Source organism: Acidovorax sp. ACV02, assembly GCF_014851475.1.
Taxonomy (GTDB): domain Bacteria; phylum Pseudomonadota; class Gammaproteobacteria; order Burkholderiales; family Burkholderiaceae_C; genus Acidovorax; species Acidovorax delafieldii.
Window position 1 is genome coordinate 235,405 of the sequence record NZ_JACUZU010000006.1, and the last position, 26,728, is coordinate 262,132.

At 65.0% G+C, this 26,728-nt stretch carries 24 protein-coding genes; 12 read left to right on the plus strand and 12 right to left on the minus strand.

The window, feature by feature from the left end:
* Positions 1 to 57 precede the first annotated feature (57 nt).
* From iscA to uvrB, 5 genes are all read right to left on the minus strand, one after another.
* On the minus strand, positions 58 to 381 hold the full coding sequence (gene iscA, locus IB236_RS15910; protein WP_056063043.1) for an iron-sulfur cluster assembly protein IscA: 324 nt from the start codon (positions 379 to 381) through the stop codon (positions 58 to 60).
* Positions 382 to 406: 25 nt separating this feature from the next.
* Entirely contained in the window at positions 407 to 808 is a 402-nt protein-coding gene (gene iscU / locus IB236_RS15915; protein ID WP_121942835.1) for a Fe-S cluster assembly scaffold IscU, read from the minus strand.
* A gap of 39 nt (positions 809 to 847) precedes the next feature.
* Positions 848 to 2,068 carry an IscS subfamily cysteine desulfurase gene (locus IB236_RS15920; protein ID WP_192421437.1) on the minus strand — a complete coding sequence of 407 codons (1,221 nt, stop codon included), beginning with the start codon at positions 2,066 to 2,068 and terminating at the stop codon, positions 848 to 850.
* A gap of 115 nt (positions 2,069 to 2,183) precedes the next feature.
* Complete coding sequence (iscR, locus tag IB236_RS15925; RefSeq protein WP_015013980.1) at positions 2,184 to 2,720, minus strand: Fe-S cluster assembly transcriptional regulator IscR; 537 nt, start codon at positions 2,718 to 2,720, stop codon at positions 2,184 to 2,186.
* A gap of 251 nt (positions 2,721 to 2,971) precedes the next feature.
* Positions 2,972 to 5,062 (minus strand): excinuclease ABC subunit UvrB, encoded by a 2,091-nt coding sequence (uvrB, locus tag IB236_RS15930; protein WP_099730352.1) that lies wholly within the window; start codon positions 5,060 to 5,062, stop codon positions 2,972 to 2,974.
* A gap of 105 nt (positions 5,063 to 5,167) precedes the next feature.
* On the opposite strand from uvrB, the gene IB236_RS15935 reads away from it, so the two are divergent.
* On the plus strand, positions 5,168 to 6,364 hold the full coding sequence (locus IB236_RS15935) for an amino acid aminotransferase (RefSeq protein WP_192421438.1): 1,197 nt from the start codon (positions 5,168 to 5,170) through the stop codon (positions 6,362 to 6,364).
* 34 nt (positions 6,365 to 6,398) lie between these two features.
* Complete coding sequence (locus IB236_RS15940) at positions 6,399 to 6,971, plus strand: nucleotidyltransferase family protein (protein WP_370539924.1); 573 nt, start codon at positions 6,399 to 6,401, stop codon at positions 6,969 to 6,971.
* Positions 6,972 to 7,084: 113 nt separating this feature from the next.
* On the opposite strand, the gene ygiD is transcribed toward IB236_RS15940, so the two are convergent.
* Positions 7,085 to 7,990 carry a 4,5-DOPA dioxygenase extradiol gene (gene ygiD / locus IB236_RS15945; RefSeq protein WP_192421513.1) on the minus strand — a complete coding sequence of 302 codons (906 nt, stop codon included), beginning with the start codon at positions 7,988 to 7,990 and terminating at the stop codon, positions 7,085 to 7,087.
* A 133-nt stretch (positions 7,991 to 8,123) separates the two neighbouring features.
* Between ygiD and IB236_RS15950 the strand changes: the two genes are divergently transcribed.
* The 4 genes from IB236_RS15950 (at position 8,124) to IB236_RS15965 (ending at position 13,150) form a co-directional block, all read left to right on the plus strand.
* Positions 8,124 to 9,014: a CoA transferase gene (locus IB236_RS15950; RefSeq protein WP_192421440.1), complete on the plus strand. Its 891-nt coding sequence runs from the start codon at positions 8,124 to 8,126 to the stop codon at positions 9,012 to 9,014.
* Between the two features lie 16 nt (positions 9,015 to 9,030).
* Entirely contained in the window at positions 9,031 to 9,735 is a 705-nt protein-coding gene (locus IB236_RS15955) for a cold shock and DUF1294 domain-containing protein (protein WP_056744659.1), read from the plus strand.
* A 200-nt stretch (positions 9,736 to 9,935) separates the two neighbouring features.
* Positions 9,936 to 10,397: a hypothetical protein gene (locus tag IB236_RS15960; RefSeq protein ID WP_056745148.1), complete on the plus strand. Its 462-nt coding sequence runs from the start codon at positions 9,936 to 9,938 to the stop codon at positions 10,395 to 10,397.
* A gap of 320 nt (positions 10,398 to 10,717) precedes the next feature.
* On the plus strand, positions 10,718 to 13,150 hold the full coding sequence (locus IB236_RS15965; protein WP_225581186.1) for an EAL domain-containing protein: 2,433 nt from the start codon (positions 10,718 to 10,720) through the stop codon (positions 13,148 to 13,150).
* Positions 13,151 to 13,294: 144 nt separating this feature from the next.
* Here IB236_RS15965 and IB236_RS15970 read toward each other — a convergent pair whose 3' ends face one another.
* Positions 13,295 to 15,709, minus strand: coding sequence for a YgiQ family radical SAM protein (locus tag IB236_RS15970; RefSeq protein WP_056744655.1), 2,415 nt, complete (start codon positions 15,707 to 15,709; stop codon positions 13,295 to 13,297).
* A 191-nt stretch (positions 15,710 to 15,900) separates the two neighbouring features.
* Here IB236_RS15970 and IB236_RS15975 point away from each other — a divergent pair, with 191 nt between their 5' ends.
* A complete protein-coding gene (locus IB236_RS15975) occupies positions 15,901 to 16,863 on the plus strand; it encodes a bifunctional helix-turn-helix transcriptional regulator/GNAT family N-acetyltransferase (RefSeq protein ID WP_192421441.1) in 963 nt (320 codons plus the stop codon).
* 63 nt (positions 16,864 to 16,926) lie between these two features.
* Positions 16,927 to 17,472 carry a GNAT family N-acetyltransferase gene (locus IB236_RS15980; protein WP_056744651.1) on the plus strand — a complete coding sequence of 182 codons (546 nt, stop codon included), beginning with the start codon at positions 16,927 to 16,929 and terminating at the stop codon, positions 17,470 to 17,472.
* Positions 17,473 to 17,513: 41 nt separating this feature from the next.
* On the opposite strand, the gene IB236_RS15985 is transcribed toward IB236_RS15980, so the two are convergent.
* The gene (locus IB236_RS15985) at positions 17,514 to 17,714 is read right to left on the minus strand and encodes a hypothetical protein (protein ID WP_056744648.1); all 201 of its coding nucleotides are present in this window, start codon (positions 17,712 to 17,714) and stop codon (positions 17,514 to 17,516) included.
* 226 nt (positions 17,715 to 17,940) lie between these two features.
* On the opposite strand from IB236_RS15985, the gene IB236_RS15990 reads away from it, so the two are divergent.
* The 3 genes from IB236_RS15990 to IB236_RS16000 all read left to right on the plus strand — a co-directional run bounded on the left by IB236_RS15990 (position 17,941) and on the right by IB236_RS16000 (position 20,420).
* Entirely contained in the window at positions 17,941 to 18,534 is a 594-nt protein-coding gene (locus IB236_RS15990) for a YigZ family protein (RefSeq protein ID WP_056744645.1), read from the plus strand.
* Between the two features lie 154 nt (positions 18,535 to 18,688).
* Positions 18,689 to 20,104: a dihydrolipoyl dehydrogenase gene (locus IB236_RS15995; protein ID WP_192421442.1), complete on the plus strand. Its 1,416-nt coding sequence runs from the start codon at positions 18,689 to 18,691 to the stop codon at positions 20,102 to 20,104.
* A gap of 100 nt (positions 20,105 to 20,204) precedes the next feature.
* Positions 20,205 to 20,420, plus strand: a complete 216-nt coding sequence (locus IB236_RS16000; protein ID WP_108497152.1) for a putative motility protein — start codon at positions 20,205 to 20,207, stop codon at positions 20,418 to 20,420.
* 28 nt (positions 20,421 to 20,448) lie between these two features.
* On the opposite strand, the gene IB236_RS16005 is transcribed toward IB236_RS16000, so the two are convergent.
* From IB236_RS16005 to IB236_RS16020, 4 genes are read right to left on the minus strand one after another with little or no spacing between them, the layout of a single operon-like run.
* Positions 20,449 to 21,594, minus strand: a complete 1,146-nt coding sequence (locus tag IB236_RS16005) for an FAD-binding oxidoreductase (protein WP_192421443.1) — start codon at positions 21,592 to 21,594, stop codon at positions 20,449 to 20,451.
* A gap of 13 nt (positions 21,595 to 21,607) precedes the next feature.
* Positions 21,608 to 23,170 (minus strand): amidase, encoded by a 1,563-nt coding sequence (locus IB236_RS16010; protein WP_192421444.1) that lies wholly within the window; start codon positions 23,168 to 23,170, stop codon positions 21,608 to 21,610.
* A 34-nt stretch (positions 23,171 to 23,204) separates the two neighbouring features.
* Complete coding sequence (locus tag IB236_RS16015) at positions 23,205 to 24,191, minus strand: tripartite tricarboxylate transporter substrate binding protein (protein WP_056744633.1); 987 nt, start codon at positions 24,189 to 24,191, stop codon at positions 23,205 to 23,207.
* A gap of 58 nt (positions 24,192 to 24,249) precedes the next feature.
* Positions 24,250 to 25,614 (minus strand): D-serine ammonia-lyase, encoded by a 1,365-nt coding sequence (locus tag IB236_RS16020; protein WP_192421445.1) that lies wholly within the window; start codon positions 25,612 to 25,614, stop codon positions 24,250 to 24,252.
* 93 nt (positions 25,615 to 25,707) lie between these two features.
* Between IB236_RS16020 and IB236_RS16025 the strand changes: the two genes are divergently transcribed.
* The gene (locus IB236_RS16025; protein ID WP_192421446.1) at positions 25,708 to 26,694 is read left to right on the plus strand and encodes a LysR substrate-binding domain-containing protein; all 987 of its coding nucleotides are present in this window, start codon (positions 25,708 to 25,710) and stop codon (positions 26,692 to 26,694) included.
* Positions 26,695 to 26,728 lie beyond the last annotated feature (34 nt).

Here is a 26,728-nt window from a genome sequence, read left to right on the forward strand (position 1 = left end):
AAAAAACCGCCAGCACAGAGCGCGTTGGCGGTTTGGCGTTACATCAGCTGAAGACGTTCAGACGCGGAAGCTCTCCCCGCAACCGCAGCGATCACGCTCGTTGGGGTTGTTGAACTTGAAGCCTTCGTTCAGCCCCTCACGGACAAAGTCCAGCTCGGTGCCATCGATGTAGGCCAGGCTCTTGGGGTCAATCAGCACCTTGACGCCGTGGTTTTCAAACACGATGTCCTCAGGCTCGCTCGCGTCCACATACTCCAGCTTGTAGGCAAGCCCCGAGCAGCCGGTCGTCTTGACCCCCAGACGCACGCCCAGCCCCTTGCCACGGCGGGCAAGGTAGCGGTTGACGTGCCGGGCTGCAGCTTCTGTCAGCGTAATGGCCATGTCTCTCGATCTATCTGTCAAACAATCAGGCGGCAGAGGCCGTGGCGGCGTGCTTGGTCTTGTAGTCCAGCACAGCAGCCTTGATGGCATCTTCCGCCAGGATGGAACAGTGGATCTTGACGGGCGGCAAGGCCAGCTCTTCGGCGATCTCGCTGTTCTTGAGCGCCGCGGCTTCGTCCAGCGTCTTGCCCTTGACCCACTCGGTCACCAGCGACGAGGAGGCAATCGCCGAACCACAGCCGTAGGTCTTGAAGCGGGCGTCTTCGATCACGCCGGTTTCAGGGTTCACCTTGATCTGCAGCTTCATCACGTCGCCGCAGGCAGGCGCGCCCACCATACCGGTGCCCACCGAATCGTCACCCTTGTCGAACGAACCCACGTTGCGGGGGTTCTCGTAATGGTCAACCACTTTGTCTGAATAAGCCATGATGTGTACCTCTTCAATGCGTCCAGAATGTGTGCGGAATCAGTGAGCAGCCCACTGGATGGTGCTGATGTCGATGCCGTCCTTGTACATCTCCCACAGCGGGCTCAGTTCGCGCAGGCGGGCCACGTTCTCGCGGATGGTGGAGATGGCGTAGTCAATCTCTTCCTCGGTCGTGAAACGGCCGATGGTCATGCGCAGGCTGCTGTGGGCCAGCTCGTCGCTGCGGCCCAAAGCGCGCAGCACATAGCTGGGCTCCAGGCTGGCAGAGGTGCAGGCCGAGCCCGAAGACACCGCCAGGCCCTTGATACCCATGATGAGCGATTCGCCTTCGACGAAGTTGAAGCTCATGTTCAGGTTCTGCGGCACACGGCGCTCCAGGCTGCCGTTGATGTAGACCTGTTCGATGTCCTTGAGGCCGTCGAGCAAGCGCTGCTGCAGGGCCTTGGCCTTGGCGTTGCTCTCGGCCATTTCTTCCTTGGCGATGCGGAAAGCCTCGCCCATGCCCACGATCTGGTGCGTGGGCAAGGTGCCCGACCGCATGCCGCGTTCATGGCCGCCACCGTGCATCTGGGCTTCCAGCCGCACGCGGGGCTTGCGGCGCACATACAGCGCACCGACGCCCTTGGGGCCGTAGGTCTTGTGGGCGGTCATGCTCATCAGGTCAATGGGCAGCACGTTCATGTCGATCTCGACACGGCCCGTCGCCTGGGCGGCATCCACATGCAGCAGGATGCCCTTCTCACGGCACAGAGCGCCAATGGCGGGGATGTCCTGGATCACACCGATTTCGTTGTTCACGAAGAGGATGCTGATCAGCACGGTGTCTGGACGGATGGCAGCCTTCAGGGCATCCATGTTGACCAAGCCGTCTTCCTGCACGTCCAGATAGGTGGCTTCAAAGCCTTGGCGCTCCAGCTCGCGCATGGTGTCGAGCACGGCCTTGTGCTCGGTCTTGAGCGTGATGAGGTGTTTGCCCTTGCCTTTGTAGAAATGCGCAGCGCCCTTCAAGGCCAGGTTGATGGACTCGGTCGCACCACTGGTCCAGACGATTTCGCGGGGGTCGGCACAGATCAGGTCGGCCACTTGCACACGCGCTTTTTCCACCGCCTCTTCAGCCTCCCAGCCCCATGCGTGGCTGCGCGACGCCGGGTTGCCAAAGTGTTCACGCAACCAGGGAATCATGGCGTCCACCACGCGGGGGTCTACCGGGGTCGTGGCGCCATAGTCGAGGTAAATGGGAAAGTGCGGGGTCATGTCCATGGCTGGCTCAGTAAAAGGTTCTGGCTGGCAAACAGAAGAGGCAGAACAAACAAGAAAACGATTACAACGCGGTCAGCGCAGTGCTGACCCCAGGGCCAGCACGGCGCACCAAGCATCAGGATTTGGCGAAGACGTTACCCAGTGCGAACACCGAATTGGGGGCGTTCACGCGGATGGGCTTGACCACCGGCGTCGTGGAGATGGCGCGGCGAACCACAGGCTTGTCTTCGATCTGCACGCCCTTGGCGAGCTGCTCGTCCACCAGCTTTTGCAGGGTGACGGAATCCAGAAACTCGACCATGCGCTGGTTCAGCGAGGCCCACAGTTCATGCGTCATGCAACGGCCGGCTTCACCCAGGCAGTTTTCCTTGCCACCACACTGCGTGGCGTCGATGGGTTCATCGACCGAAACGATGATGTCGGCCACCGTGATATCGCCTGCCTTGCGGGCCAGCGTATAACCGCCGCCGGGGCCACGGGTGGATTCCACCAGTTCATGGCGGCGCAGCTTGCCAAAGAGTTGCTCCAGGTACGACAGCGAAATCTGCTGGCGCTGGCTGATGGCAGCCAGCGTGACGGGGCCGTTGTTCTGGCGCAGGGCCAGGTCAATCATGGCGGTGACCGCAAAACGGCCTTTGGTTGTGAGACGCATCGCAAGCTCCTTGTGCTAAGGCTTGTTCGTTGAAGAAACCGCCTGCGCTGACTGTTTGCCAGCGAGGCACCGTCTCCGCCCCTTACTCCGCACAGTCGCCTGCAGCGGAGCCCTTCATCGTTGGGCTGTTTTGTTGAGTGTTTTATGCGAGTATAGCACAAATCCCTATTGATTCTGTCGGGTTAAAAAACCAAATAGTTATTAATCGACTCAATAGTATTTTCTCATCGCATTCCCAATCGCAATCCCTTTTACAAGGCCACGGAATCGCTGCCGTGCGCACCAAAGGCCTGGTCCTTGAGACGCGTGAGCTGGTCGCGCACCCGGGCCGCCTGCTCGAACTCCAGGTTGCGCGCATGTTCCAGCATGAGCTTTTCCAGGCGCTTGATCTCGCGTGCCACGTCTTTCTCGGACATGTCCTCCACCTGCGCCCGCTGCAACGCTTCCTGCTCCAAACGTTCGGCGTCCTTGCCGGCTTTTTCGCTGTACACGCCGTCAATCAGGTCTCTTACCCGCTTGACAATGCTGCGCGGCGTGATCCCGTTGGCCTCGTTGTATGCGATCTGCTTGATGCGCCGGCGTTCCGTCTCACCCATGGCTTTTTTCATGGAGTCGGTGATGCGGTCGGCGTACAGGATGGCATGGCCGTTCAAGTTGCGCGCTGCACGGCCAATGGTCTGTATCAGGCTGCGCTCGGCGCGCAAGAAGCCCTCCTTGTCCGCATCGAGGATCGCCACGAGTGACACCTCAGGAATGTCCAGCCCCTCGCGCAGCAGGTTGATGCCCACCAGCACGTCGAAAGCCCCCAGGCGCAGGTCGCGGATGATCTCCACCCGCTCCACGGTGTCCACATCGCTGTGCAGGTAGCGCACCTTGACACCGTTGTCGGTGAGATAGTCGGTCAACTGCTCGGCCATGCGCTTGGTCAACGTGGTAATGAGTACGCGCTCATGCTTTTCTACACGAATGCGTATTTCTTGCAGCACATCATCCACCTGATGGGTGGCGGGGCGTACCTCCACCACCGGATCCACCAAGCCCGTGGGGCGCACTACCTGATCCACCACCTGGCCTGCATGGGTCTTTTCGTAGTCGGCGGGCGTGGCCGATACAAAGATCACCTGCCGCATGCGTTGCTCAAACTCCTCGAACTTGAGCGGTCGGTTGTCCAGGGCCGAAGGCAGGCGAAAACCATATTCGACCAGCGTGGTCTTGCGCGAGCGGTCGCCGCTGTACATCGCGTTGAGCTGGCCGATCATCTGGTGGCTTTCGTCCAGAAACATGATCGCGTCCTTGGGCATGTAGTCGGTCAGCGTGCTGGGCGGATCGCCCGGCGCCGCGCCCGACAGGTGGCGCGTGTAGTTCTCGATGCCTTTGCAGTGGCCCACTTCGCTCAGCATTTCCAGATCAAATCGCGTGCGCTGCTCCAGCCGCTGCGCTTCGACCAGCTTGCCGTCAGCCACCAGCTGCTGCAGGCGTTCGGCCAGTTCCAGCTTGATGGTCTCGACCGCCGCCAGCACCTTGTCGCGCGGCGTCACGTAGTGGCTGCTGGGGTACACGGTAAAACGCGGGATCTTCTGCTTGACGCGGCCCGTGAGCGGGTCGAAAAGCTGCAGGCTCTCAATCTCGTCGTCAAACAGCTCAATGCGAATCGCCAGCTCGGAGTGTTCGGCCGGGAACACATCGATGGTGTCGCCCCGCACACGGAACTTGCCTCGGCTGAAATCCGCCTCATTGCGCTGGTACTGCATGCGGATCAACTGGGCGATCACGTCCCGCTGCCCCAGCTTGTCCCCCACCCGCAGTGTCATCACCATGCGGTGGTAGCTCTCGGGCTCGCCAATGCCGTAGATGGCCGACACGGTGGCCACGATCACCACATCGCGCCGCTCCATCAGGCTCTTGGTGCAAGACAGCCGCATCTGCTCGATGTGCTCGTTGATCGCGCTGTCCTTCTCGATGAACAGATCGCGCTGCGGCACGTAGGCCTCTGGCTGGTAGTAGTCGTAGTAGCTGACGAAATATTCCACGGCGTTCTTGGGAAAGAACTCGCGGAACTCGCTGTACAGCTGCGCGGCCAGCGTTTTGTTGGGCGCAAAGATGATGGCGGGGCGGCCCATGCGCGCGATCACGTTGGCCATGGTGAAGGTCTTGCCCGATCCCGTCACACCCAGCAACGTCTGGAAGGTCTCCCCATCATTCAGTCCCTCCACCAGCTTGTTGATGGCCTCGGGCTGGTCGCCTGCCGGTGGATACGGCTGGAACAGTTCAAACGGGGAATCGGGGAAGCGGACGAACTCGCCGTCTTGCTTTTCAGTTATGACTTCTGTGATATCCGGCATGGGGGCGGTCAACGGGTGGTGAAGGCGGGCCGTTAAAATCGGCCGAACCCGGCACAGTACACCACGCCCGGATTCTTCGCTACTGACAACCTTTCAAGGATTTTCATGTCTCTGTTCACCGCCGTCGAAATGGCCCCCCGCGACCCCATCCTGGGCCTCAACGAGCAATTCAACGCCGACACCAACCCCAACAAGGTCAACCTGGGCGTCGGCGTTTATTTCGACGACAACGGCAAGCTGCCCCTGCTGCAATGTGTGCAGGCCGCAGAAAAGACCATGATGTCCACCCCCACCGCCCGTGGCTACCTGCCCATCGACGGCATCGTGGCGTACGACAACGCCGTCAAGGGCCTGGTGTTCGGCGCTGAGAGCGAACCCGTGAAGTCTGGCCGCGTAGCCACCGTGCAGGCCATCGGCGGCACCGGCGGCCTCAAGATCGGTGCCGATTTCCTGAAGAAGGTCAGCCCCAACGCCAAGGTGCTGATCTCCGACCCCAGCTGGGAAAACCACCGCGCGCTGTTCACCAACGCCGGCTTTGAAGTGGGCACCTACGCGTACTACGACGCTGCCAAGCGCGGCGTGAATTTCGAAGGTTTCCTGGCCAGCCTGAACGCTGCGGCCCCCGGCACCATCGTCGTGCTGCACGCCTGCTGCCACAACCCCACCGGCTATGACATCACCGCCGAGCAGTGGGACCAGGTCATCGCTGTCGTCAAGGCCAAGGGCCTGACGCCCTTCCTGGACATGGCCTACCAGGGCTTTGGCCACGGCATCGCCGAAGACGGCGCCGTGATCGGTAAGTTTGTGGCCGCTGGCCTGAACTTCTTCGTCTCCACCTCGTTCTCCAAGAGCTTCAGCCTGTACGGCGAACGCGTGGGTGGCCTGTCGGTGCTGTGCGCCGACAAGGAAGAAGCCGGCCGCGTGCTGAGCCAACTGAAAATCGTGATTCGCACCAACTACTCCAACCCACCTATCCACGGTGGCGCGGTGGTGGCTGCTGTGCTGAACAACCCCGAGCTGCGTGCGATGTGGGAACAAGAACTGGCCGAAATGCGCGTGCGCATCAAGGCCATGCGCCAGAAGCTGGTGGACGGCCTCAAAGCCGCCGGTGTGAAGCAGGACATGAGCTTCATCACCACCCAGATCGGCATGTTCAGCTACTCCGGCCTGTCCAAGGACCAGATGGTTCGCCTGCGCAACGAGTTCGGCGTGTACGGTACCGACACCGGCCGCATGTGCGTGGCCGCCCTGAACAGCAAGAACATCGACTACGTCTGCCAGGCCATTGCAAAGGTCGTCTGAGCACGATGAGGAAGCGGCGCTCACGCGCCGCTTTGTGAGCGAAACGCTCCAGAACCCGCACAACGCGGTCCTTCTGGAGCGTTTGCCGTTTCTGGGCCTGCCCGACGCGTGGCTGGTGGCGGGCTGCCTGTTCCAGACGGTGTGGAACCTGCGATCAGGTCTGGCGCCCACCGCGAACATCAAGGACTACGACCTGTTCTACTTCGACGGCAACGACTTGTCCGAATCGGCGGAGCAGCAGGTGCAAGCCCGCGCCACCTCCCTCTTCGCCGACCTGCCCATCACCGTCGAAGCCAAGAACCAGGCCCGCGTGCACCTCTGGTACGAGCGCTGGTTTGGTTACCCGTATGCGCCGCTGCAGTCCGCCCGCAACGGGATCGAGCGTTTTCTGGTGCCCTGCACCTGCGTGGGCCTGCAACCTGCCATCACCCCCGGCGTTGCTCAGCCCACGCTGTACGCGCCGTACGGACTGGAAGAGCTGTACGCAGGACTTCTCAAACCCAACCCCGCCTGCCCGCACCTGCCGTTGTTTGAGGCCAAGGCACAAAGCTACCGTGAGCGCTGGCCGTGGCTGACGATCCAGGCCGCTGGTCACATGGCGGCCTGAGGGCCGTTTCACAACGACGAGGCGGCGATTTCAAGCGTTTTTGGCCTCAAGCGCTAGAAAAACAAGCGCTGACAGCTATCAAAAGAGAAGCAACCAACCTCAGAACGCGGGGATCAGCCCCACAGCACCGACCGCATCGAAATCGATGCCGACTGGTAGCCCGTGTTGAAGAAGCGTGGCATCTCGCTGGGCAAGACGGCCCCGGCTGCGTAGAGCAGCGGCAGATAGTGCTCATAAGTGGGGTGCGCCTGCTGGGCCACGGTACCCAGCTTCTGGAAGTCCTGCAAGGCGCCCAACTGGCCCTTTTTGATCTGTTCCTGCACCACGGTGTCAAACTCGGTGGCCCAGTCGTAGGCTTCGTTGGCGGCCGAGCCACGGCGGGATGCGCGCAGGTTGTGCACGATGTTGCCGCTGCCCACAATGAGCACACCCCGCTCGCGCAGGGCCTTGAGTTGCTGGCCCAGTGCATAGTGCTCGGCCGGGGCGCGGCTGTAGTCCATGCTGAGCTGCATCACCGGAATGTGCGCCTGGGGAAACATGGGCTTGAGCACCGACCAGGTGCCGTGGTCCAGCCCCCACTCGCCCTCGTCTACACCCAATGCGGCGCCGGTGGCGGGGGATTTCAGCTCCTTGGCCAAGCTGCGCGCCACGGCCGGGGCGCCCGGCACGGGGTACTGCTGGTCAAACAGCGCCTGGGGGAAGCCGCCAAAGTCGTGAATGGTTTTGGGGTTGGCCATGCCCGTCAGCTGCCAGCCACCGCGCGTGAGCCAGTGGGCCGACACACACAGGATGAGCTGCGGCTGCGCCGCGCGCGCCATCAGCTCCGCGCCCATGGCCTGCCAGCTGCGGCGCCAGGCGTTGTCCTCGATGGCATTCATGGGGCTGCCATGGCCCACAAACATCACCGGCATGCGGGGCGAGGGCTTGAGCGCCTGCAGCAAAGGGGCCGTGGCGGCGCTGCTCAGGGACATGGTCATGAAAGCTCCCGGAAAGGCGGCCAGGCCTGTGAGGGCGGCCAAAGAGGTTCTGCGTTGCATGGGTCGGGGAGCGTAACAAATTATGTATAACGCTGGGAGTGAGCCCGCGCACGCTGCGAAGTTCCAGCGACGCACCTTTCATTCAAAACCACAACACCGAGACAACCCTGAGCCCATGACCACCGCCCTGCCCCAGCCCTTGCGCAACGCCCGCGTCCTCAGCCTCGCCCTCAACCTGCCCGGCCCCGCCGCCCTGATGCGCTGTGCGCGCATGGGCGCCGAATGCACCAAGCTCGAACCGCCGCCGCCCCCCGACTACCCCAGTGCCGACCCCATGGGCATCTACAGCCCGGCGGCCTATGCCACGCTGCACCAGGGTGTGCGGGTGGTACATGCCCACCTCAAGACACCCGAAGGCCAGGCCGCGCTGCATGCAGAGCTGGCCCGCACCGACGTGCTGATCACCTCCTTCCGCCCCTCGGCGCTCACCAAGCTGGGTCTGGGCTGGGATGCTTTGCAGGCCCAATACCCGCGCCTGTCGCTGGTGCGCATCGTGGGCGCAGCGGGCGAGCGGGCCGAAGAGCCCGGCCACGACCTCACCTACCTGGCCGACGCCGGCCTGGTGACCGGCACCGAGATGCCACCCACCCTGTACGCCGACATGGGTGGCGCCCTGATGGCCAGCGAGGCCGTGCTGCAGGCCCTGCTGGAGCGCGCCCACACCGGCAACGGCGTGTGCATCGAAGTCGCCCTGGCCGACGCCGCTGCCTGGCTGGCCCAGCCGCGCGACTGGGGCCTGACCACCCCCGAGGGCGACGTGGGGGGCAACCACGCAGGCTACCGCATCTACCCCTGCGCCGACGGCCGCGTGGCCGTGGCCGCGTTGGAACCCCACTTCGCCGCCAGCCTGTGTTCTGCCGCAGGCTTGCCCGCCACGGGCGACCCGCAGGTGCTGCGCGCCCCCGCCACCCACGCGGCCGTGGCGGCGTTCTTGCGCACACAGACCCGCGCGCAGCTTGATGCTTTGGCGGTGGCGCACGACATTCCTTTGCACACCCTGGCCTGAAAGCATTTCCTGACCGATGCAGAAACAAGGCACCGTCGTCCGCTGGGACGCCAGCCGCGCCTTCGGCTTTATCCGCAGCCCTGACACGTCCGCCGATGTGTTCTTTCATGTGCGGGACTACCGGGGTACCGCCCCGCCCCGCGAAGGGCTCGCCGTGGTGTACGAGGAGATTCATGTCGGCGGAAAAGGGCCCCGGGCTATGGCGGTGTTGCCCGCTGCAAACGCGGGTGGCGCGTTCCAGCCCCGCAGCACGGCACCAACGCAGCCGCCCCCTGCGCACCCAACGCGGCGCGCGCCGGTGCAACGGGCGGGGCAACCTCCGGCCGCCAGGCGCAGGCGCCCTGTGGCGGCCATCGAACCGACCACTCCCACCGGCTCGGCGCTGATACGGCTACTCATGCTCGGCTGGGCGGGGCTGCTGGCCTGGGGCCTCTGGGCAGGCCGACTACCGTGGTGGGTGCTGGGCGCGGCGGTCGCCGTCAACCTCCTGACCTTTCTGGTCTACGCCATCGACAAAAGCGCCGCGCAAAACGGCCGGTGGCGCACCAAGGAAAGCCACCTGCACCTGCTGAGCCTTGCAGGCGGCTGGCCCGGCGCATGGTGGGCCCAGCAGTGGCTGCGGCACAAATCCCGCAAGGCGGAGTTTCGCGCGGTGTATTGGGCGACGGTGGTGCTGCATTGCGCGGCGCTGGGGGCCTGGCTGGGCGGATGGCTGGGCTAGCAGAGGCGGCCAAAAACTAACAAATTGATAGCAACCAACCCATGAAGCACTAGCGCACCAAGCGCTTTTTTCACATATTCTTGTGACCCAGCCCACTGCAACGCAAAGCGGGCTGACGCACGGATGGCCCGCTGGCCTACACAGCGCGCCGGGATGCCCGGTTTCAATCCCAAAGGTCTGAAACACTTCGGGAGATGCCCATGAAACCCCTCGTCCTTGATTCCACCATGACCACCATGGGCGGCGTTTTCTACCCCACCGGCCAGGTGTTTGCGCTGTTCCCCGACGAGGACTGCGCCCGCCAGGCCGCACTCGCATTGCAGGCAGCAGGCCATCAGGGCGATGTCGCCTACGCCAGCCCCGAAGTCATCCTGCAAGAAATTGTGCACACCCTGGGCACTGCAGATGCGCCGCTGCCATCTGTGGGCGCCGAAGGCGACATGGTGCGGCGCATTGCCGACCTGGCGGGCTCCGGCCACCACGGCATTCTGATCGCAATGAACGACAAGGACGACACCGACACGCTGGTGGCAGCCATTGCCCCCGAAGGCGCGGTCACGGCGTTCTATTACCGCACCTTCATCATCGAAGACCTGATCTCGCAGCCCGCAGACGATGGCCCGCAGTCCGTGCTGGTGGGCACCCACGCTGCGGCGCCGTAAACACCGGCTTCTGTCAGGCCGGGCAACACCTGGGCGGAGCCAGCGATGGCCCGCCGCGCGCAGGTTCAGGTGCGGGTGCGCATCGGCATGGCGGCCATTCCCCGCAAGCACAAGGGGTTGCCAAACTTTGCATGCGCTGGCAAGTTGATCTCTATATAGTGGGCCGGAAGCACCGCACCGCCGAATCAGCCACGCGTCCCAGGACAACCCTGGACCGCAGGCATTGATGGAGCATGCGGACACACTGATGAGGGCGCGCCGGATGGGGCCACCAGGCATCACTGGCGCAAGCAGCTTGGCACGAGGCGAGGGACCCATCCATGGATGTATTGCAGCCGGTCGAGCGAAGGCCTGTGCCGTTGACGTTGCGGGTGACCTGGCCTTTCATCACCATGGTGTTGCTGCTGGCGGTGTGCGCCACGGCCAGCCTGCATGTCTTGTCCACGGTGCGTGCCTTCGTCGCTGGCGAAAGCCTATGGACCAAAGGCCAGAAGGACGCCATCTATTTTCTCAACCAGTACGCCATCACCGGCTCCCCCCAGGCCTTTGAAGGGTTCACCCGCGCCATGGAGATCCCGCTGGGCGACCGGGCGGCCCGGCTGGCCCTGGAGCCAGGCCAGGTGCAGACGGATGTGGCGCGCGACGGCTTTCTGCGCGGTGGCAACCACCCCGATGACATTGACGGCCTGATCTGGCTGCTGCGCTACTTTGACGGCTTTGATCTGGTGAAGAAGCCGGTAGACCAATGGCTGGTGGGCGACGAGTACATCCGTGCGCTGCGCGAGCTGTCGCACGAGATCCACCAGCGCAACACCGCCGGCACAGCGGACGCCCCCACCCGCGAACGGTGGCAGAACACCATCCGCGAGATCAACGCGGGCGTGACCCCGGCGGCCCGGAACTTCAGCGAGGCCCTGGGCGAAAGCTCGCGCCACATCGTGCTCCTGCTGATGTGGACCAACATGGGCATGGCCCTGGTGCTGATTCTTCTGACCCTGTGGCACACGCACAAGTTGCTGGCCCAGCGCCAGAACGCGGAGCGCGCCCTGGAGGTCGAGCGGGAACAGGCGCGCACCACGCTGGCCGCCATTGGCGATGCCGTGGTGACGACCAACATCCACGGCGAGGTCACCTACATGAATCCTGCCGCAGAAACCTTGCTGGCCCGCCCAGCCGCCCAGGCCACCGGGCAACCTCTGGCGCAGTTGCTGGTCTTCGAAGGTGATGCACCACCCCTGTCGGCCGACGCCCTGGTGCAGACGCTGCTGCGCAGCGATGGTGCCGCCAAGGGCAACATCCACCGCACGCTGGTGCGACCGGACCAGAGCATCGTTCCGGTGAGGCTGGTGGGCTCTCCCATCCGGCACCGGGGTGTGCTGACCGGGGCGGTGCTGGCGCTGCACGACGTCACGCGCGAGCAACACTACGTAGAGCAGCTCTCGTGGCAGGCCAGCCATGATGCGCTGACGGGCCTGGTGAACCGGCGCGAGTTCGAGCACCGGCTTGAAGCCCTGCTCAACCACCCGCGCCAGCCGGGCCGTGAGGGCTCGCTGCTCTACGTGGACATGGACCAGTTCAAGCTCATCAACGACACCTGCGGCCACCAGGCCGGCGACGAGATGCTGCGGGAGGTCTGTCGCATGCTGCAAAGCCACCTGCGCGAAGGGGACACGCTGGCACGGCTGGGCGGCGACGAATTCGGCATCCTGCTCAAGGACTGCCCCGTTGGCCCCTCGGCGCGCATTGCAGAGCAATTGCGCCAGGCTGGCCAGGACCTGCGCCTGGCGTGGGAAGGCCAGCAGCTCAGCACGGGCCTCTCCATCGGCATGGTGCAGCTCATCCCAGCGCTCACCTCCATCCAGGAGGCCATGCGCGTGGCCGACATGGCCTGCTACCGTGCCAAGGAAGGTGGGCGCAACAGGGTGTTCATCTACCAGCCCGAAGACATCGAGATGACCCGGCGCGAAGGCGACATGGACTGGGTGCGGCGCCTGCGCCTGGCGCTGGAGCACAACCGTTTCCAGCTGTACGCGCAGACCATCCGCGCGCTGCAAGGCACCGGTGATGAAGGCCTGCACATGGAGGTGCTGCTGCGCCTGCGCGAGGAGGAAAACGGCCAGCTGGTAGCGCCCGGCACCTTCATCCCGGCCGCCGAGCACTACGGGATGATGCCGTCCATCGACCGCTGGGTGATCCGCCACACACTGCAGGCGCTGGCGCAGCACCAGCGCACACCGGGCGCCCAGCCGCTGCACACCTGCGCCATCAACCTCTCGGGCACCAGCCTGGGCGACGACAGCCTGCTCAAGTACATCCGTACCACGCTCAACGAATCCGGGCTGGACCCCGCGCTGCTGTGCTTCGAGATCACCGAGACCAGCGCGATATCGCACCTGCCCAACGCGGTGCGCCTGATGAAGGAGCTGCAGCAACTGGGCTGCAGGTTCGCGCTCGATGACTTCGGCGCGGGCATGTCGTCCTTCACCTACCTCAAGCACCTGCCGGTGAACTACCTCAAGATCGACGGCGCTTTCGTGAAGGACCTTCTGCAAGACCCCACCAACCATGCCATGGTGGAAATGATCCACCGCATCGGCCACGTGATGGGCAAGCAGACGATTGCCGAGTTCGCCGAGTCCGAAGCCACCGTGGATGCATTGCGACTCATCGGCGTGAACTACGCCCAAGGCTATGCGGTGGCAAAGCCCGTGCCGCTGTCGGAATGTCTGGCGAGGGACTACACGACCACCTGACCACCGCGCGGGCCTGGCGCGCATGAGCTCCGCCACCCCGCCGATGCGGTTGGTGCGGCATGCCAGCGCCCCGTTTCAGCCTGCAGATGCAATGGGCAGATGGACGCCCTGCCCGCCCCGCCACGCAAGCACGCTGGCAGCGGACTATCGCGCTTTCTTGAACGGTTTGCCGCCAGCAGCCGGCTTGGCCGCGCCCCCGGTCACGCGCGGCGGCAGGCCCGTGTGCTGGGTCAGGATGCGGCCTTTCGTGGGCTGCTGCACCGTGCGCGACGCAGGTGCCACGGCGGGCTTAGCCCCTGTCGGGGTCGAGTTCTTGCGCCGCGCACTCTGGTAACCACCGTCGGTGAGCGGCTGGAAGGTCGGAATCAGGTGGTGCTTGCCGTTACCGATCAGGTCCGCCCGGCCCATGGCCTTGAGCGCATCGCGCAGCAGCGGCCAGTTGTTCGGGTCGTGGTAGCGCAGGAAGGCCTTGTGCAGGCGGCGGCGCTTTTCGCCGCGCACGATGTCCACAGACTCTTCATCCACATCGCGCATTTCGCGGCGCACGCGGGTCAGCGTGTTGCGGCCCGAGTGGTACATGGCCGTGGCCGTGGCCATGGGGCTGGGGTAGAAGGTCTGCACCTGGTCGGCGCGGAAGCCGTTCTTCTTCAGCCAGATGGCGAGGTTCATCATGTCCTCGTCACTGGTGCCCGGGTGCGCGGCGATGAAGTACGGGATCAGGAACTGCTTCTTGCCCGCCTCTTCGCTGAACTTCTCGAACATCTGCTTGAACTTGTCATAGCTGCCGATGCCCGGCTTCATCATCTTGGTGAGCGGGCCCTGCTCTGTGTGCTCGGGCGCGATCTTGAGGTAGCCCCCCACGTGGTGCTGTACCAGCTCCTTCACGTACTCCGGCGATTTCACCGCCAGGTCGTAGCGCAGGCCCGATCCGATGAGTATCTTCTTGATGCCCTTGAGCGCGCGGCCACGGCGGTAGATCTTGATCAGCGGGCCGTGATCGGTGGTGAGGTTCTGGCAGATGCCGGGGTACACGCAGCTGGGCTTGCGGCAGGCGGCCTCGATCTCGGGGCTGCGGCAGCCCAGGCGGTACATGTTGGCCGTGGGGCCACCCAGGTCGCTGATGGTGCCTGTGAAGCCCTTGACCTTGTCGCGGATGTCCTCGATCTCCTGGATGATCGAATCTTCCGATCGGCTCTGGATGATGCGGCCCTCGTGCTCGGTGATGGAGCAAAAGGTGCAGCCGCCAAAGCAGCCGCGCATGATGTTGATGGAGAACCGGATCATCTCCCACGCGGGGATCTTGGTCGCGCCGTCATGGCTGCCGTTTTCGTCGGCGTAGCTAGGGTGCGGGCCACGCGCGTAAGGCAGGTCGAACACGTAGTCCATCTCGGCCGTGGTCAGCGGGATGGGGGGCGGGTTGATCCACACATCACGCGCCGTCACACCCTCGCCATGGGCCTGCACCAGTGCACGCGCGTTGCCAGGGTTGGTCTCCAGGTGCAGCACGCGGTTGGCGTGGGCGTAGAGCACGGGGTCGCTTTTGACCTGCTCGTAGCTGGGCAGGCGGATCACGCTCTTCTCGCGCGGGGGCACCTTGAGCTTGGCCTTGAGCGCCGGATTGGCAACAAACTGGATCGGCTGAATGGCAGGGTTGGGGCTGTTTTGGCCGGTAGCGCCGGTGTTATTTGCGGTGCCCGCTACAGAATCAGTAGCATTCCCATCCTCTTTGCTGCAGGTGCTGCCTTGGGCCGCAGCCTGCTCGCTGGTGGTCATGTACGGGTTGATGTGCGCCTCTACGCGGCCGGGCTCGTCCACCGTGGTGGAGTCGATCTCGAACCAGCCCTTGCCGCTCTCGTCGTCCGGTCGGCGCACAAAGGCCGTGCCGCGCACATCGGTGATCTGCTCCACCGGTTCACGCGCTGCGATGCGGTGGGCTACTTCAACAAGCGCACGCTCGGCGTTCCCGTACAGCAGCAGATCGCACTTGCTGTCCACCACGATGGAGCGGCGCACCTTGTCGCTCCAGTAGTCGTAGTGGGCGATACGGCGCAGGCTGCCTTCAATGCCGCCCAGGATGATGGGCACGTCCTTGTAGGCCTCGCGGCAGCGCTGGCTGTAGACGATGGCCGCACGATCGGGGCGCTTGCCGCCCACATCGCCAGGGGTGTAGGCGTCATCGCTGCGGATCTTCCGGTCGGCGGTGTACCGGTTGATCATCGAATCCATGTTGCCCGCCGTCACGCCCCAGAACAGGTTGGGCTTGCCCAGCGCTTTGAAGGGCTCGGCGCTCTGCCAATCGGGCTGGGCGATGATGCCCACGCGAAAGCCCTGCGCCTCCAGCGTGCGGCCGATCACGGCCATGCCAAAGCTCGGGTGGTCCACATACGCGTCGCCCGTCACCAGGATGATGTCGCAGCTGTCCCAGCCCAGTTTCTCCATCTCGGCGCGGCTCATCGGCAGGAACGGTGCCGTGCCAAAGCGCTTGGCCCAGTACGGACGGTAGCTGGTCAAGGGCTTTGCGGCGCGCGCAAAAAAGGAGACGTCAACGGGGGCGTTCATGCAAAGGGGGTCGCGGCCGCCCCCGGTGCGATGGGGGCCTTCGTGGGGCGCGTCTGTGGTGGATAACCCGTGATTTTACGTTGGCGGACGGTTTTTGTCGCCTTGGCGGCCCTTGCCCCTCACTGTTACAGGCTTGATGGCCGTCAGACATATACTTGCTTTTGTCAATTAATTAACTGACAGAGGCATTTATGAGCGACAACACCTCTACCCTTCCCGAGTCCGTCCCGGTGCCTGCGAGTGCGGTGAAAGCCGTGCGCCGGTTCAACCGCTTCATCACCCGCCGCATTGGCGTGCTGGACCCGTACCTGGGCAGCAAGCTGTCGCTGACCGACGTGCGCGTGCTCTACGAGCTGGCCCATCGCGAGGCCCCTGTGGCCAGCGAACTGGCGCGGGAGCTGGGGCTGGACGGCGGGTACATGAGCAGGATATTGCGGCGTTTTGAGCAGGCCGGGTGGATAGAACGGCACGCCAACACCAAGGACGCGCGGCAAAGCCTGGTCACGCTCACCGCGGCTGGACGCGAGGCGTTCGAGCCGCTGCAGCAGCGTTCGCGCGACGAAGCTGCCGCACTGCTGGCCCCCTTGCCCCCGGCTCGGCGCCAGGAGGTCGTGGAGGCCATGGAACGGATCGAAACCCTGCTGTCCTCCCCCTCCAACGCGGCGGATGGCACCCGAATCGCCGTCCTGCGCGACCCTTTGCCCGGCGACATGGGCTGGGTAGTGCAGCAGCATGGCGAGATCTATGGGCGCGAGTACGGCTGGGACAACCGTTTTGAGGCCTTGGTGGCAGACATCGCAGCGCAGTTCTTGCGCAAGTTCCAGCCCGCATGGGAGAAAGCCTGGATCGCCGAGCTGGATGGCGAGCGCGTGGGCTCGGTGTTTGTGGTGCGCAAATCGGCCACCACGGCGCAGCTGCGCATGCTCATCCTCAGCCCCAAAGCCAGGGGCCTCGGCCTGGGCGCCCGCCTCACCGACGAATGCATTGCCTTTGCACGTGCAAAAGGTTACAAAAAGATGGTTCTCTGGACCAACAGCTGCCTCACGGCTGCGCGTGGCATCTACGGTCAGCGCGGTTTTCGGCTGGTCAAGACCGAGCCCTACGAAGGCTTTGGTCAGCAATTGGTGGGAGAGACCTGGGAGCTAAAGCTTTGAAATGAGGCAACACGACCCGCTGCCCGACCAGCGGCCTTCAACGCGAGGCCACGGAGTATCTCTATGACTTTGTCCGATTCGCTTTTGATTCGCCCGGTCACGGCCGACGATGACCTCGCACGCCTGACCACCCTCATCCACTGCGCCTATGCACCCCACGCGCTGCGGGGTCTGCGCTACTGGGGCACCCACCAGTCTGTGGAAGATACTGCGAAGCGGTTTGCTTCAGGCACGGGGTTGGTGATGCTGGACGGCGAAGACTATGTGGGCACTGTCACGCTGCGACCGCCGCAACCCGAATCCTCCGTGCCGCTGTACCGCGACCCTTCGGTGTGGTCTTTGTGCCAGTTCTGCATCACCCCTGACACCAAAGGCCAGGGTTACGGCAAACAGCTGCACGCCTATTCCCTGGACTATGCCCGCAAGGCAGGTGCCCGGGTCATGGCGCTGGACACTGCGCAACCCGCCACGGCCTTGATAGCGATGTATGAATCCTGGGGTTACAGGGTGGTCGGCGAGTGCGACTGGCGCCCTTTGACCAACTACACCAGTGTGCTCATGGCACGCGACCTGGGCGCAGCAGACGGTTGCATGGGCAACACCGGCTGACGGGACGCTGCGTGGCTTGTTACGTTACGCAGCACGCCGTATCACCACTCGCCGATTTCCCGCACGCGCTGAGCCAGGTCCGGCATCTCGTCGTCGTGCTCTTCCATTGCGTTTGGCATCGCGCCGGTCGATGCCACCGTGCTGGCACCCGATGCGTGGGAGACCGAGGGAGAGATTAAACGGCCAAACAGATGGCTGGCGAGAGAGGTAGGCAAAGGTGCAGAGAGCGAAGTGGCAAACATGGCGGTTCCTTTTCTGATGGCCCGGGTGCTTTCAAATGAGTAGCAACAGCGTAGGCCACAGCAACAAGTCCGCAGTGTAGGAACGCACGCCTACGGCGTGTGTGACAGAACGCACATTCCCAACGCGATTTGTGCCGATCCACACCCTTCAGGGTCCGGGCTGTGACTTCCGTCACACACGGCTCCCTGCTGGCACCCAAAGCGCTCGCCGTACACTCGCTGCCCCATGCCCCAGACTCTGGCTGCCCCGGCGCACAGCGAACTCATCATCAAGAAAAGCCGCTTCATCGGCTGCGTGCAGCCCATGGCCGACCGCGCCAGCGCTCAGGCGGCAGTGGATGCGCTGTGGAAGCAACACCCTGGCGCAGCCCATATCTGCTGGGCGCTACTGGCGGGCGGACAGTCGGCTGCGGTGGACGACGGCGAGCCCGGCGGCACCGCCGGCCGCCCTATGCTGGACGTGTTGCGCCACCAAGACCTGGAAGGCGTGCTGGCCACGGTGGTACGCCACTTTGGCGGTGTCAAGCTGGGCGCGGGCGGCCTGGTGCGCGCCTACACCGACACAATTGCCCAGGCACTGCTGACGGCCCCCAAGGTCACGCTGCAGCGCATGGCCCTGCTGCAGTGCCAGGTGCCCTATGCCCTGGAAGGCCTGCTGCGCCGCGAAATTGAAGCTGCTGGCGCCGAATTGGTGGACGTGCAGCATGGCACCCTGGTCACCTTGCAGCTGCGCCTGCCCCAGACGCAAGCCACCCCTTTTGTGCAACGCATCAACGACCACGGGCAAGGCCGAGTGGGCTGGACGGACCCCGAGGCCTGATCGGACGCCGAGACCGGGCCCCCAAAGGGCAACCAGCTCGGTTTTCACATGCGCGCAAGCGCCCTCAGCGGCCTCACTGAAACGGCCTGTGCGCCTACAACGTTGCGGCGGCTCGCGCATCACACTCCGGGTTTTCAGACTCCGAGAAAGCCCCATGGCCCAACCGCTCGACACCATCATCATTGGCGCAGGCACGGCGGGCCTGGCCGCGCTGCGTGAAGTGCGCAAGCGCACCGACCGCTACCTCATTGTCAATGAAGGCCCCTGGGGCACTACCTGCGCCCGCGTGGGCTGCATGCCGTCCAAAGCGCTGATCGAGGCGGCCAACGCTTTCCACCGGCGCCACACCTTTGAAGCATTTGGCCTTCGGGGCGCCAGTGCATTGACCGCAGACCTGCCTTCCGTGCTCCAGCGCGTGCGCGCACTGCGCGACGACTTCGTGGCGGGCGCCCTCAAAGCCACCAATGAACTGGGCAGCAACCAGGTGTCAGGGCGCGCCACGCTGCTGGGACCGCGTTTGGTGGACATTGATGGCACGGCTTACGCCACGCGCAGCATCATCATCGCCACGGGGTCACGCCCACGTGTGCCCGAGGCATGGCTGGCATTTGGCGACCGCATGCTCACCACCGACACCTTGTTCGAACAACCAACCCTAGGCCCCCGCATTGCAGTGATCGGCATGGGCCCGATTGGAGTGGAGCTGTCGCAAGCGCTCGCGCGGCTGGGCCTGCAGGTGGCTGCGTTCACCACTGGCCACACGCTGGCTGGCTTGAGCGACCCAACGCTGAATGCCGAGCTGGCGGCCCTGCTCAAGCAGGACATGGTGCTGCACATGGGCGCCGAGGCGCAGCTGCGCGAAGTGCCTGGAGGCATTGAAGTCGCCAGCGGCGCCAACCGCGTGGTAGTGGACCAGGTCATCGCCGCCATGGGCCGGGTGCCCAACATTGAGCACCTTGGCCTGGAGACACTGGGCGTACCGCTGGATGCGCGCGGCCTGCCCACCGTAGACCCACAAACCCAGCAAATTGGCAATTTGCCGGTGTTTCTGGCGGGTGACGCCAACACCCACACCCCGTTGCTGCACGAGGCGGCCGATGAAGGTCATATTGCAGGCCTGAACGCCCTGGCCCCCACTCCCACGCGCTTTCGGCGCCGCACCTTGCTGTCCATCGTGTTCGCCGACCCCAACATCGCTATTGTGGGACCGCGCGTGGCCGACATGGACGCGCACAGCACCGTCACCGGCACCGCCAGCTACACAAACCAGGGCCGCGCCCGCACCGCCCAGCGCAACCATGGACGCCTGTGCGTCTATGCAGACCATGCGAGTGGTCGCCTGCTGGGCGCCGAGCTGTGTGCCCCTGACGGCGAGCACCTGGCGCACCTGCTGGCCTTGGCCGTGCAGCAGCAACTGACAGTGCACGACCTCTTGGGCATGCCCTTCTATCACCCCACGCTGGAAGAAGGCCTGCGCACCGCCTTGCGCGACGCAGCCCGCCAGCTGCCACACACCCACCCATCCGACCTGGCCGCCTGCCCAGCCCTTGGGGTACCCGCGCTGGACTAGGCGGAGCACTACAGAGCAGGTCCACGACCGCTGAACATGTAACAACGCTCAAGCCGCGTTCAGCCGTGCCGATAACCCACCATTGCCCCGAGGAGTCACCATGGACGTCGCCCTGACCAACAGCATCGTCAACACCGCTACCAACCTGGCCAGCGCCAAGACGTCGGACGCCTTGAACATGGTGGTACTGAAAAAGGCGCTGGATATGCAGGCGGTATCGGCCGCCACCATGATCGACGCCATGCAGCAGTCCATGCCCCAACCCCAGCTGGCCACCAGCGGCGCACTGGGCACCAACGTCAACACCTTCGCGTGAGAGGCTGAGCCCCTCCCGTCTGGGCACCTCAGCGCAAACGCGCAGGCGACAGCCCTTCCACCCCCACGCCCTCGCGCACCAGCTCCTCGGCCAGCGGCTCGCCCCGCAACAGTTGCCGCGCCAGCAACGAGGCGCCCGCCGCGCTCTGAATCCCATACCCGCCCTGCCCGGCCAGCCAAAAGAAGCCGGGCACGTGATTGTCCCAGCCGATCACCATGTCGCCATCCGACACGAAGGAGCGCAGCCCGGCCCAGGTGTGCGACGGCCGGCGGATCTGGAAGCGGGTCATTTCCTCGATGTGATAAATCCCGGTGGCCACGTCGAGCTCTTCCGGCACCACATCGTGCGGATGTGTAGGGTCGGCATTGGCCGGTGAGCCCAGTAGTTGCCCCGCGTCGGGCTTGAAGTAAAAGCTCTCGTCGATGCCAATCACGGCTGGCCAGTGGGTGGCATCCATGCCCTCGGGCACCGGGAAGGTGAATGCCGTGCGGCGGCGCGGCTCCAGCCCGATGGGTGGCACACCGGCCAGGCCCGCCACCACATCGGCCCAGGAGCCCGCAGCATTGACGATGATGGGGGCAGCAAACACCCGCCCATCGGCCAGCGTCACTTGCCATACATCACCCTCGCGGCGCACAGCCATGACCTCGGCGTTCGTCAGCACCTGGCCGCCGCGCTGGCGCAGGCCGCGCAGGTAGCCCTGGTGCAGGGCGTTCACATCAATGTCGGCCGCCTCGGGCTCGCTCATGCCGGCTGCCACAGCCTCGGGTTTGAGGCAGGGCAGCATCGCCAGCAGCTCAGCCTTGTCCACCCATTGCACATTGGGCGAGGTGGCGTGCGCTTCGTCGTAGGTCTGCTTGAGCAGGTCCAGCTGGTCCGGCCCGGCCACATAGACCACGCCCCGGGGCGAGAGGATGGGGTCAGCGCCAAACTCCGCCGGCGGCGCGTCGTAAAACGCGCGGCTCGCCCGGGTCAGCGCCTGGATGTTGGGCGTGCCATAGGTCGCCATGTAGAGCGCGGCCGAGCGGCCGGTGGTGTGATAGCCGGGCTGCGATTCGCGCTCCAGCAGCAGCACGCTGGCGCTCTGCCCTGCGGCGCCGGGCTGCACCAGTTGCCAGGCCACGGAGGCCCCGGCAATGCCTCCGCCGATGACGATGGTGTCTACGGTTTGCATCTGCTCCTCCTGCTCAAACGGCCGACACCTGCGCTGCCGATGCCGCACGGTCGTCACGCGGCAGGCTGCGGGCATCGCGGGGGTCGGGTGCCACGGTCACGATGGAGGTCAGCGCGGGTTCGGCATTGGTTTGCATCAGCTTGGCGATGTCGGGCCGGGGCCGTGCCAGCCCAGCAATGCCCTTGAACGCCTGCTCCAGCGCATGCCCCACGCCCAGCGTGTGGCGGTCGGCACGGAAGCGCCCCACGATCTGCAGGCCAAACGGCATCCCGGCGTCGTCCAGCCCACAGGGCAGGCTCAGCGCCGGGTGGGTGGTGAGCGTGGTCACATAAGTCAACGCCAGCCATCGGTAGTAGTTGGCCTGCGGCTCGCCGTTGATATGGCTGGCAAACAGCTCGGTCCACGCAAACGGCGACACCGGCGTGGTGGGCGCCAGGATCACGTCGTACTCTTCGTACAGCTTCTGGAACCGCGCCAGGATGCGTGTCTGCTCGGCCTGCGCCCAGGCGCTGTCGAGCAGCGTCATGGCGGCGCCCATTTCGTAGTTGGCGCGGGTGTTGGGGCCCAGGGTGGCGGGGTCGCGCTCGTAGGCCTCGCGCGTGCTGGCCACAAAGGCTTCGGCGCGCAGCACGTCAAAGCAGCGGTGCACATCGCCCAGGTCAATGTCGATGGCGTCGCAACGCGCAAACAGGTGCTTCATGGCCTGTACCTTGCGGCGGAACACGGCGCGGATACCGTTGTCCACAGCGCAGGCACCAAAGTCCTCGGTATAAGCCACGCGCAGGCGGCTCAGGTCCACGGCTTCGGGCAGAAGGAAGCTCATCGGGTCCAGCGGGTAGCTCAGCGGGTCGCCCGCCGACATGCCGGCCGAGGCAGCCAGCTGCAGGCAGGCCTCCTCCACCGTGCGGCCCATGGGGCCGACCACCGAAATCGGCGTCCAGCCCAGCAGCTTGCGCGAGCTGGGCACCACGCCGGGCGAGGGCCGGAAGCCCACCACCCCGCAGATGGATGCAGGAATGCGCAGCGACCCACCCGTGTCCGAGCCCGTACACACCGGCAGCATGTCGCACGCCAGCGCAGCGGCCGAGCCGCCCGATGAGCCCCCAGCGTTCAGGTTGGGGTTGAACGGATTGCCCGTAGCGCCCCACACGGTGTTGCGCGAATTGGCACCCGCGCCCATCTCGGGGATGTTGGTCTTGCCCGTGACGATGGCGCCCGCCGCGCGCAGGCGCGCCACCAGTACGTTGTCCTCGGCCGGAATGTGCTCACGGTAGATCTGCGATCCATAGGTGGTCAGCAAGCCCGCCGTCGCCTCCAGGTCCTTCACGCCCATGGGCAGGCCATGCAGCAGGCCCAGGGGCTCGCCGCGCAGCACCGACTGCTCGGCGGCTTTGGCCTCGGTGCGGGCGCGGTCGTAGCAGGTGGCGGTGACGGCATTCACATGCGGGTTCACCGCCTCGATGCGCGCGATGCAGGCGTCGAGCAGCTCCACCGGCGAAATCTCGCGCGTGCCGATGTGATGGCGCAGTTCGTTGGCGGTCAGCTCAACCAGGGCTTGGGGTCTTGTTGTGGTCATCTCGGGCTTGTCTCCTTGTTCTGGTCACACGGGTTCAGTCTGCGGTGATGGCGGCACGCTGTGCAATGGCGCGCATCAGCGGCAGCTCCTTGTCGATCAGCTCGGCCAACACCTTGGACGAAGCATAGGACGGCTCGAACCCCACCGCGATCATCTTGTCACGCGTTTCGGGGTCCGACACCACCTGGGCCAGCGCCAGCTCCAGGCGTGACTTCACGGCCGGCGGCAGGCCACGCGGCGCCACCATGGCCAGCCAGGTGTCCATCTCCAGGCCGGGGTAGCCACTCTCCGCCAGCGTAGGCACCTTGGGCAGCAGGGCCGAGCGTTTGCCGGAGGTCACCGCAATGGCTTTGATCTTGCCGTCCTTGAGCTGCGGCAGCGCGGCCGACACGGTGTCCACCGTGAACGGGATCTGTCCGCCGAGCAGGTCGGTCATCGCAGGCGCGCTGCCCTTGTACGGCACATGCTGGATCTTGAGACCCGCCGCGTGGAAGAACATCTCGCCCGCAAACTGCGAGGTAGTGCCCGTGCCGAACGAGCCATACGAATACTTGTCGGGCGCCGCCTTCACAAGGGCCACGAACTGCTTCAGGTCGCTGGCCGGCACATCCTTGTTGGCCAGCAGAATCAACCCCGTGCGGCCCGTGATGCCAATGGGCTCAAAGCTCTTGACCGGGTCGTACGGAAGCTTGGCGCGCACGGCGGGGTTGACGGTGAAGGTGGTGCCCGAACTCATGAGCAGCGTGTAGCCATCCGGCGCGGCCCGGGCCACCGAGGTGGCGCCAATCACCGTGCCAGCGCCCGCGCGGTTGTCGATCACCACGCTCTGGCCCAGCTTGTCACCCAGCTTCTTGCCGATCAGACGGCCCAACACATCGGTGGCGCCACCGGGCGGGAACGGAATCACCAGCGTGATCGGCTTGGTGGGGAACGCAGCCTCCTGCGCCATGGCCGGAGTCCACGCAGTGGCCCCCAGGGCGGCACAGAGGACGGCAGACAAAAGCAGTTGCTTGCGGTTCATGGCGTGGCTCCAGATAAAAAAGTGAAAAGAAAAAAAGAGGAAAGAAGGTGGCGGGCCATCAGGCCTGCGCAGCCAGCACGGCCCGCCCGCGCTGCACAAAGCCTTGATACTGCGCATCGGGCACCAGCAGGCCGCCCGTGGTCCACACCAGGTGGGTGGCCTGGTGCAGCACGGCCTCAATGCCCGTGCTGCGCAGCCAGGCCTGCCCGGCCGTGGTACCCGTCAACATGGCCGGGCCGCTGAAGCCTGCGGCAGCCGAGGGCTCGATGCGCTCGCCCAGGGCATCCAGCACCCGCACCAGCTGCGCAAACAAAGTGTCGTCGGCCACCGTGAACACGCCCGACAGCAGCGGACGCATCAGCTCCGCCGCCAGCAGCGACGCACGCGGCACGGCCAGGCCATCGGCCTCGGTGCGGTTGGTCAGGCCCCAGTCGTAGACCGAGGGGTGCCGCCCCACACCTTGCGTTGCATCGGCCATCATTTGCACCATGAAGCACGGCGACTGCACCGGCTCGGCGAAAAAACAGTGCACATGCGGCCCCAGCACCTGCCGCATACCAAAGGTGATGCCCGCTGGCGCACCACCCACGCCACACGGCAGGTAAACGATGAGCGGGTGCTCGGCATCCACCGCCACGCCCTGCTCGGCCAGTTGCTTTTGCAGGTGCAGCGCCGCTGCGCTGTAGCCCAGCAGCAGCGAGAACGATTGCTCGTCGTCCACAAAGTGGCACTGCGGGTTGCTGGCCGCCTCGGCACGGCCTGCGGCCACGGCGCGTTCGTAGTCGCCCGCGTGCTCCACCACCTGCACGCCACGCTGGCGCAGGCGGTCTTTCTTCCATTCCTTGGCATCGGCCGACATGTGCACCGTGGCCTGAAAACCTAAGGCAGACGCCACCACACCAATGCTCATGCCCAGGTTGCCGGTGGAACCCACCGCCACTTGGTAACGACCCAGCAGCTCGCGCGCCTGCGGCGTCGCCAGCGCTCGGTAGTCGCCGCCGGGCTCTACCAAACCATGCTGCAGCGCCAGCCCCTCGGCAAACTCCAGCACCTCGTGCATGCCGCCGCGCGCCTTGATGGAGCCAGCGACGGGCAGGCTGTGATCGGCCTTGATGAACAGGCTCCCTTGCGCTTCGGCCATGCCCAGCGCGGGGGCCAGGGCCGCAGCAGGCAGCAGGGGCGACTCCACCACGCCTCCGGTGGCGGCGAGCTCGGGGAACACCTGCGCCAGCAGCCCGGCAAAACGGGCCAGGCGTGCAGCCGCTGCGTGCGTATCATCCAGACTAATGGTTCTGCCCAGTGCAGGCAGCGCGGCGGCGGGCTGTGCCTGCCGCGCCGGGTTGGTCCAGAGGGCGGGCTGGGCGTTGCGCAGGCGGGTGGCCAGCAAGGCATCGATGGCAGCTTGGGGTTCGGCAATCGTCATGGCGCGTTCATCTCGAAAAGTCTTGCCCCCATTCTTCGCCGGTCACGCCCCCGTCACAAACCATTTATATTGAGCGCATCATTAGTATTAATAATGGATATTCGCCTCTCCCCCTCCCTGCTCGCCTGGCTGCGCAGTTTTGATGCAGCCGCCCGCCACGGCAGCTTTACCAAGGCGGCGGCCGAGCTGTGCATCACACAGGGCGCCGTGAGCCAGCAGGTCAAGCAGCTCGAAGACTGGCTGCGCCGCCCCCTGTTCCTGCGCACGCCGCGCGCCCTGGTGCCGACGCCCGAGGGCAAATGGCTGGCCGTGGTGCTGCGAGAGAGCTTTGACGCCATAGAAAGCACCCTGGCCCAGATGCGCCAGCCGACAGAGGCCGCCACCGCCACGCTGAGCTGCTCGCCCTCGTTTGCCATGAGCTGGCTCACCCCCCGGCTGGGCGACTTCTTTCGCCAGCACCCCCACACCGGGCTGCGCGTGTTTGGCGAGTTCCACACGCTGGACCGCACCCGCATGGTGCGCGACGGCGTGGAAGCCGCCGTGCGCTTTGACCTGGGTGGTTACCGCGACCTGAATGCCACCGTGTTCCTGGACGAATGGCTCATTCCGGTGGCCAGCCCCGAGTTCCTGGCCCGACACCCTCCCATCAACGCGCCCGATGATCTGCACGGCGAATGGCTGCTGCACGACGGCAGCGCCTGGGAAGGCGCAGACACCTACGAAGAATGGCAACACTGGTTTGCGCAGATGGGCGCCGCACCACCGCCCTGGGCGGGCGGCCAGCAGTTCAACCTGTCGCAACTGGCCCTCGGCGCAGCGCTGGCCGGCCAGGGCATTGCCATGGGCCGCGCCGCGCTGGTGCTGCAGGATGTGAAGGCCGGGCGCCTGGTGCCGCTGCTGGGGCGCAGCGTGACATCGCGCGCGGCCTATTCGTTTGTGACCACCACGCACCCTAGCCCGGCAATGGAGCTGGTGAAAGAGTGGCTGCTGGAGGAGGCCCAGCGGTTTTGCACAGAGCGCAGCGAGGTATTGCCTCCGTTGGCTTCGTCGGCTTCGTTGGCTTCGTTGGCTTCGTTCTAAACCGAGTCATGGCAGCGAAAATTTGTATATTTAT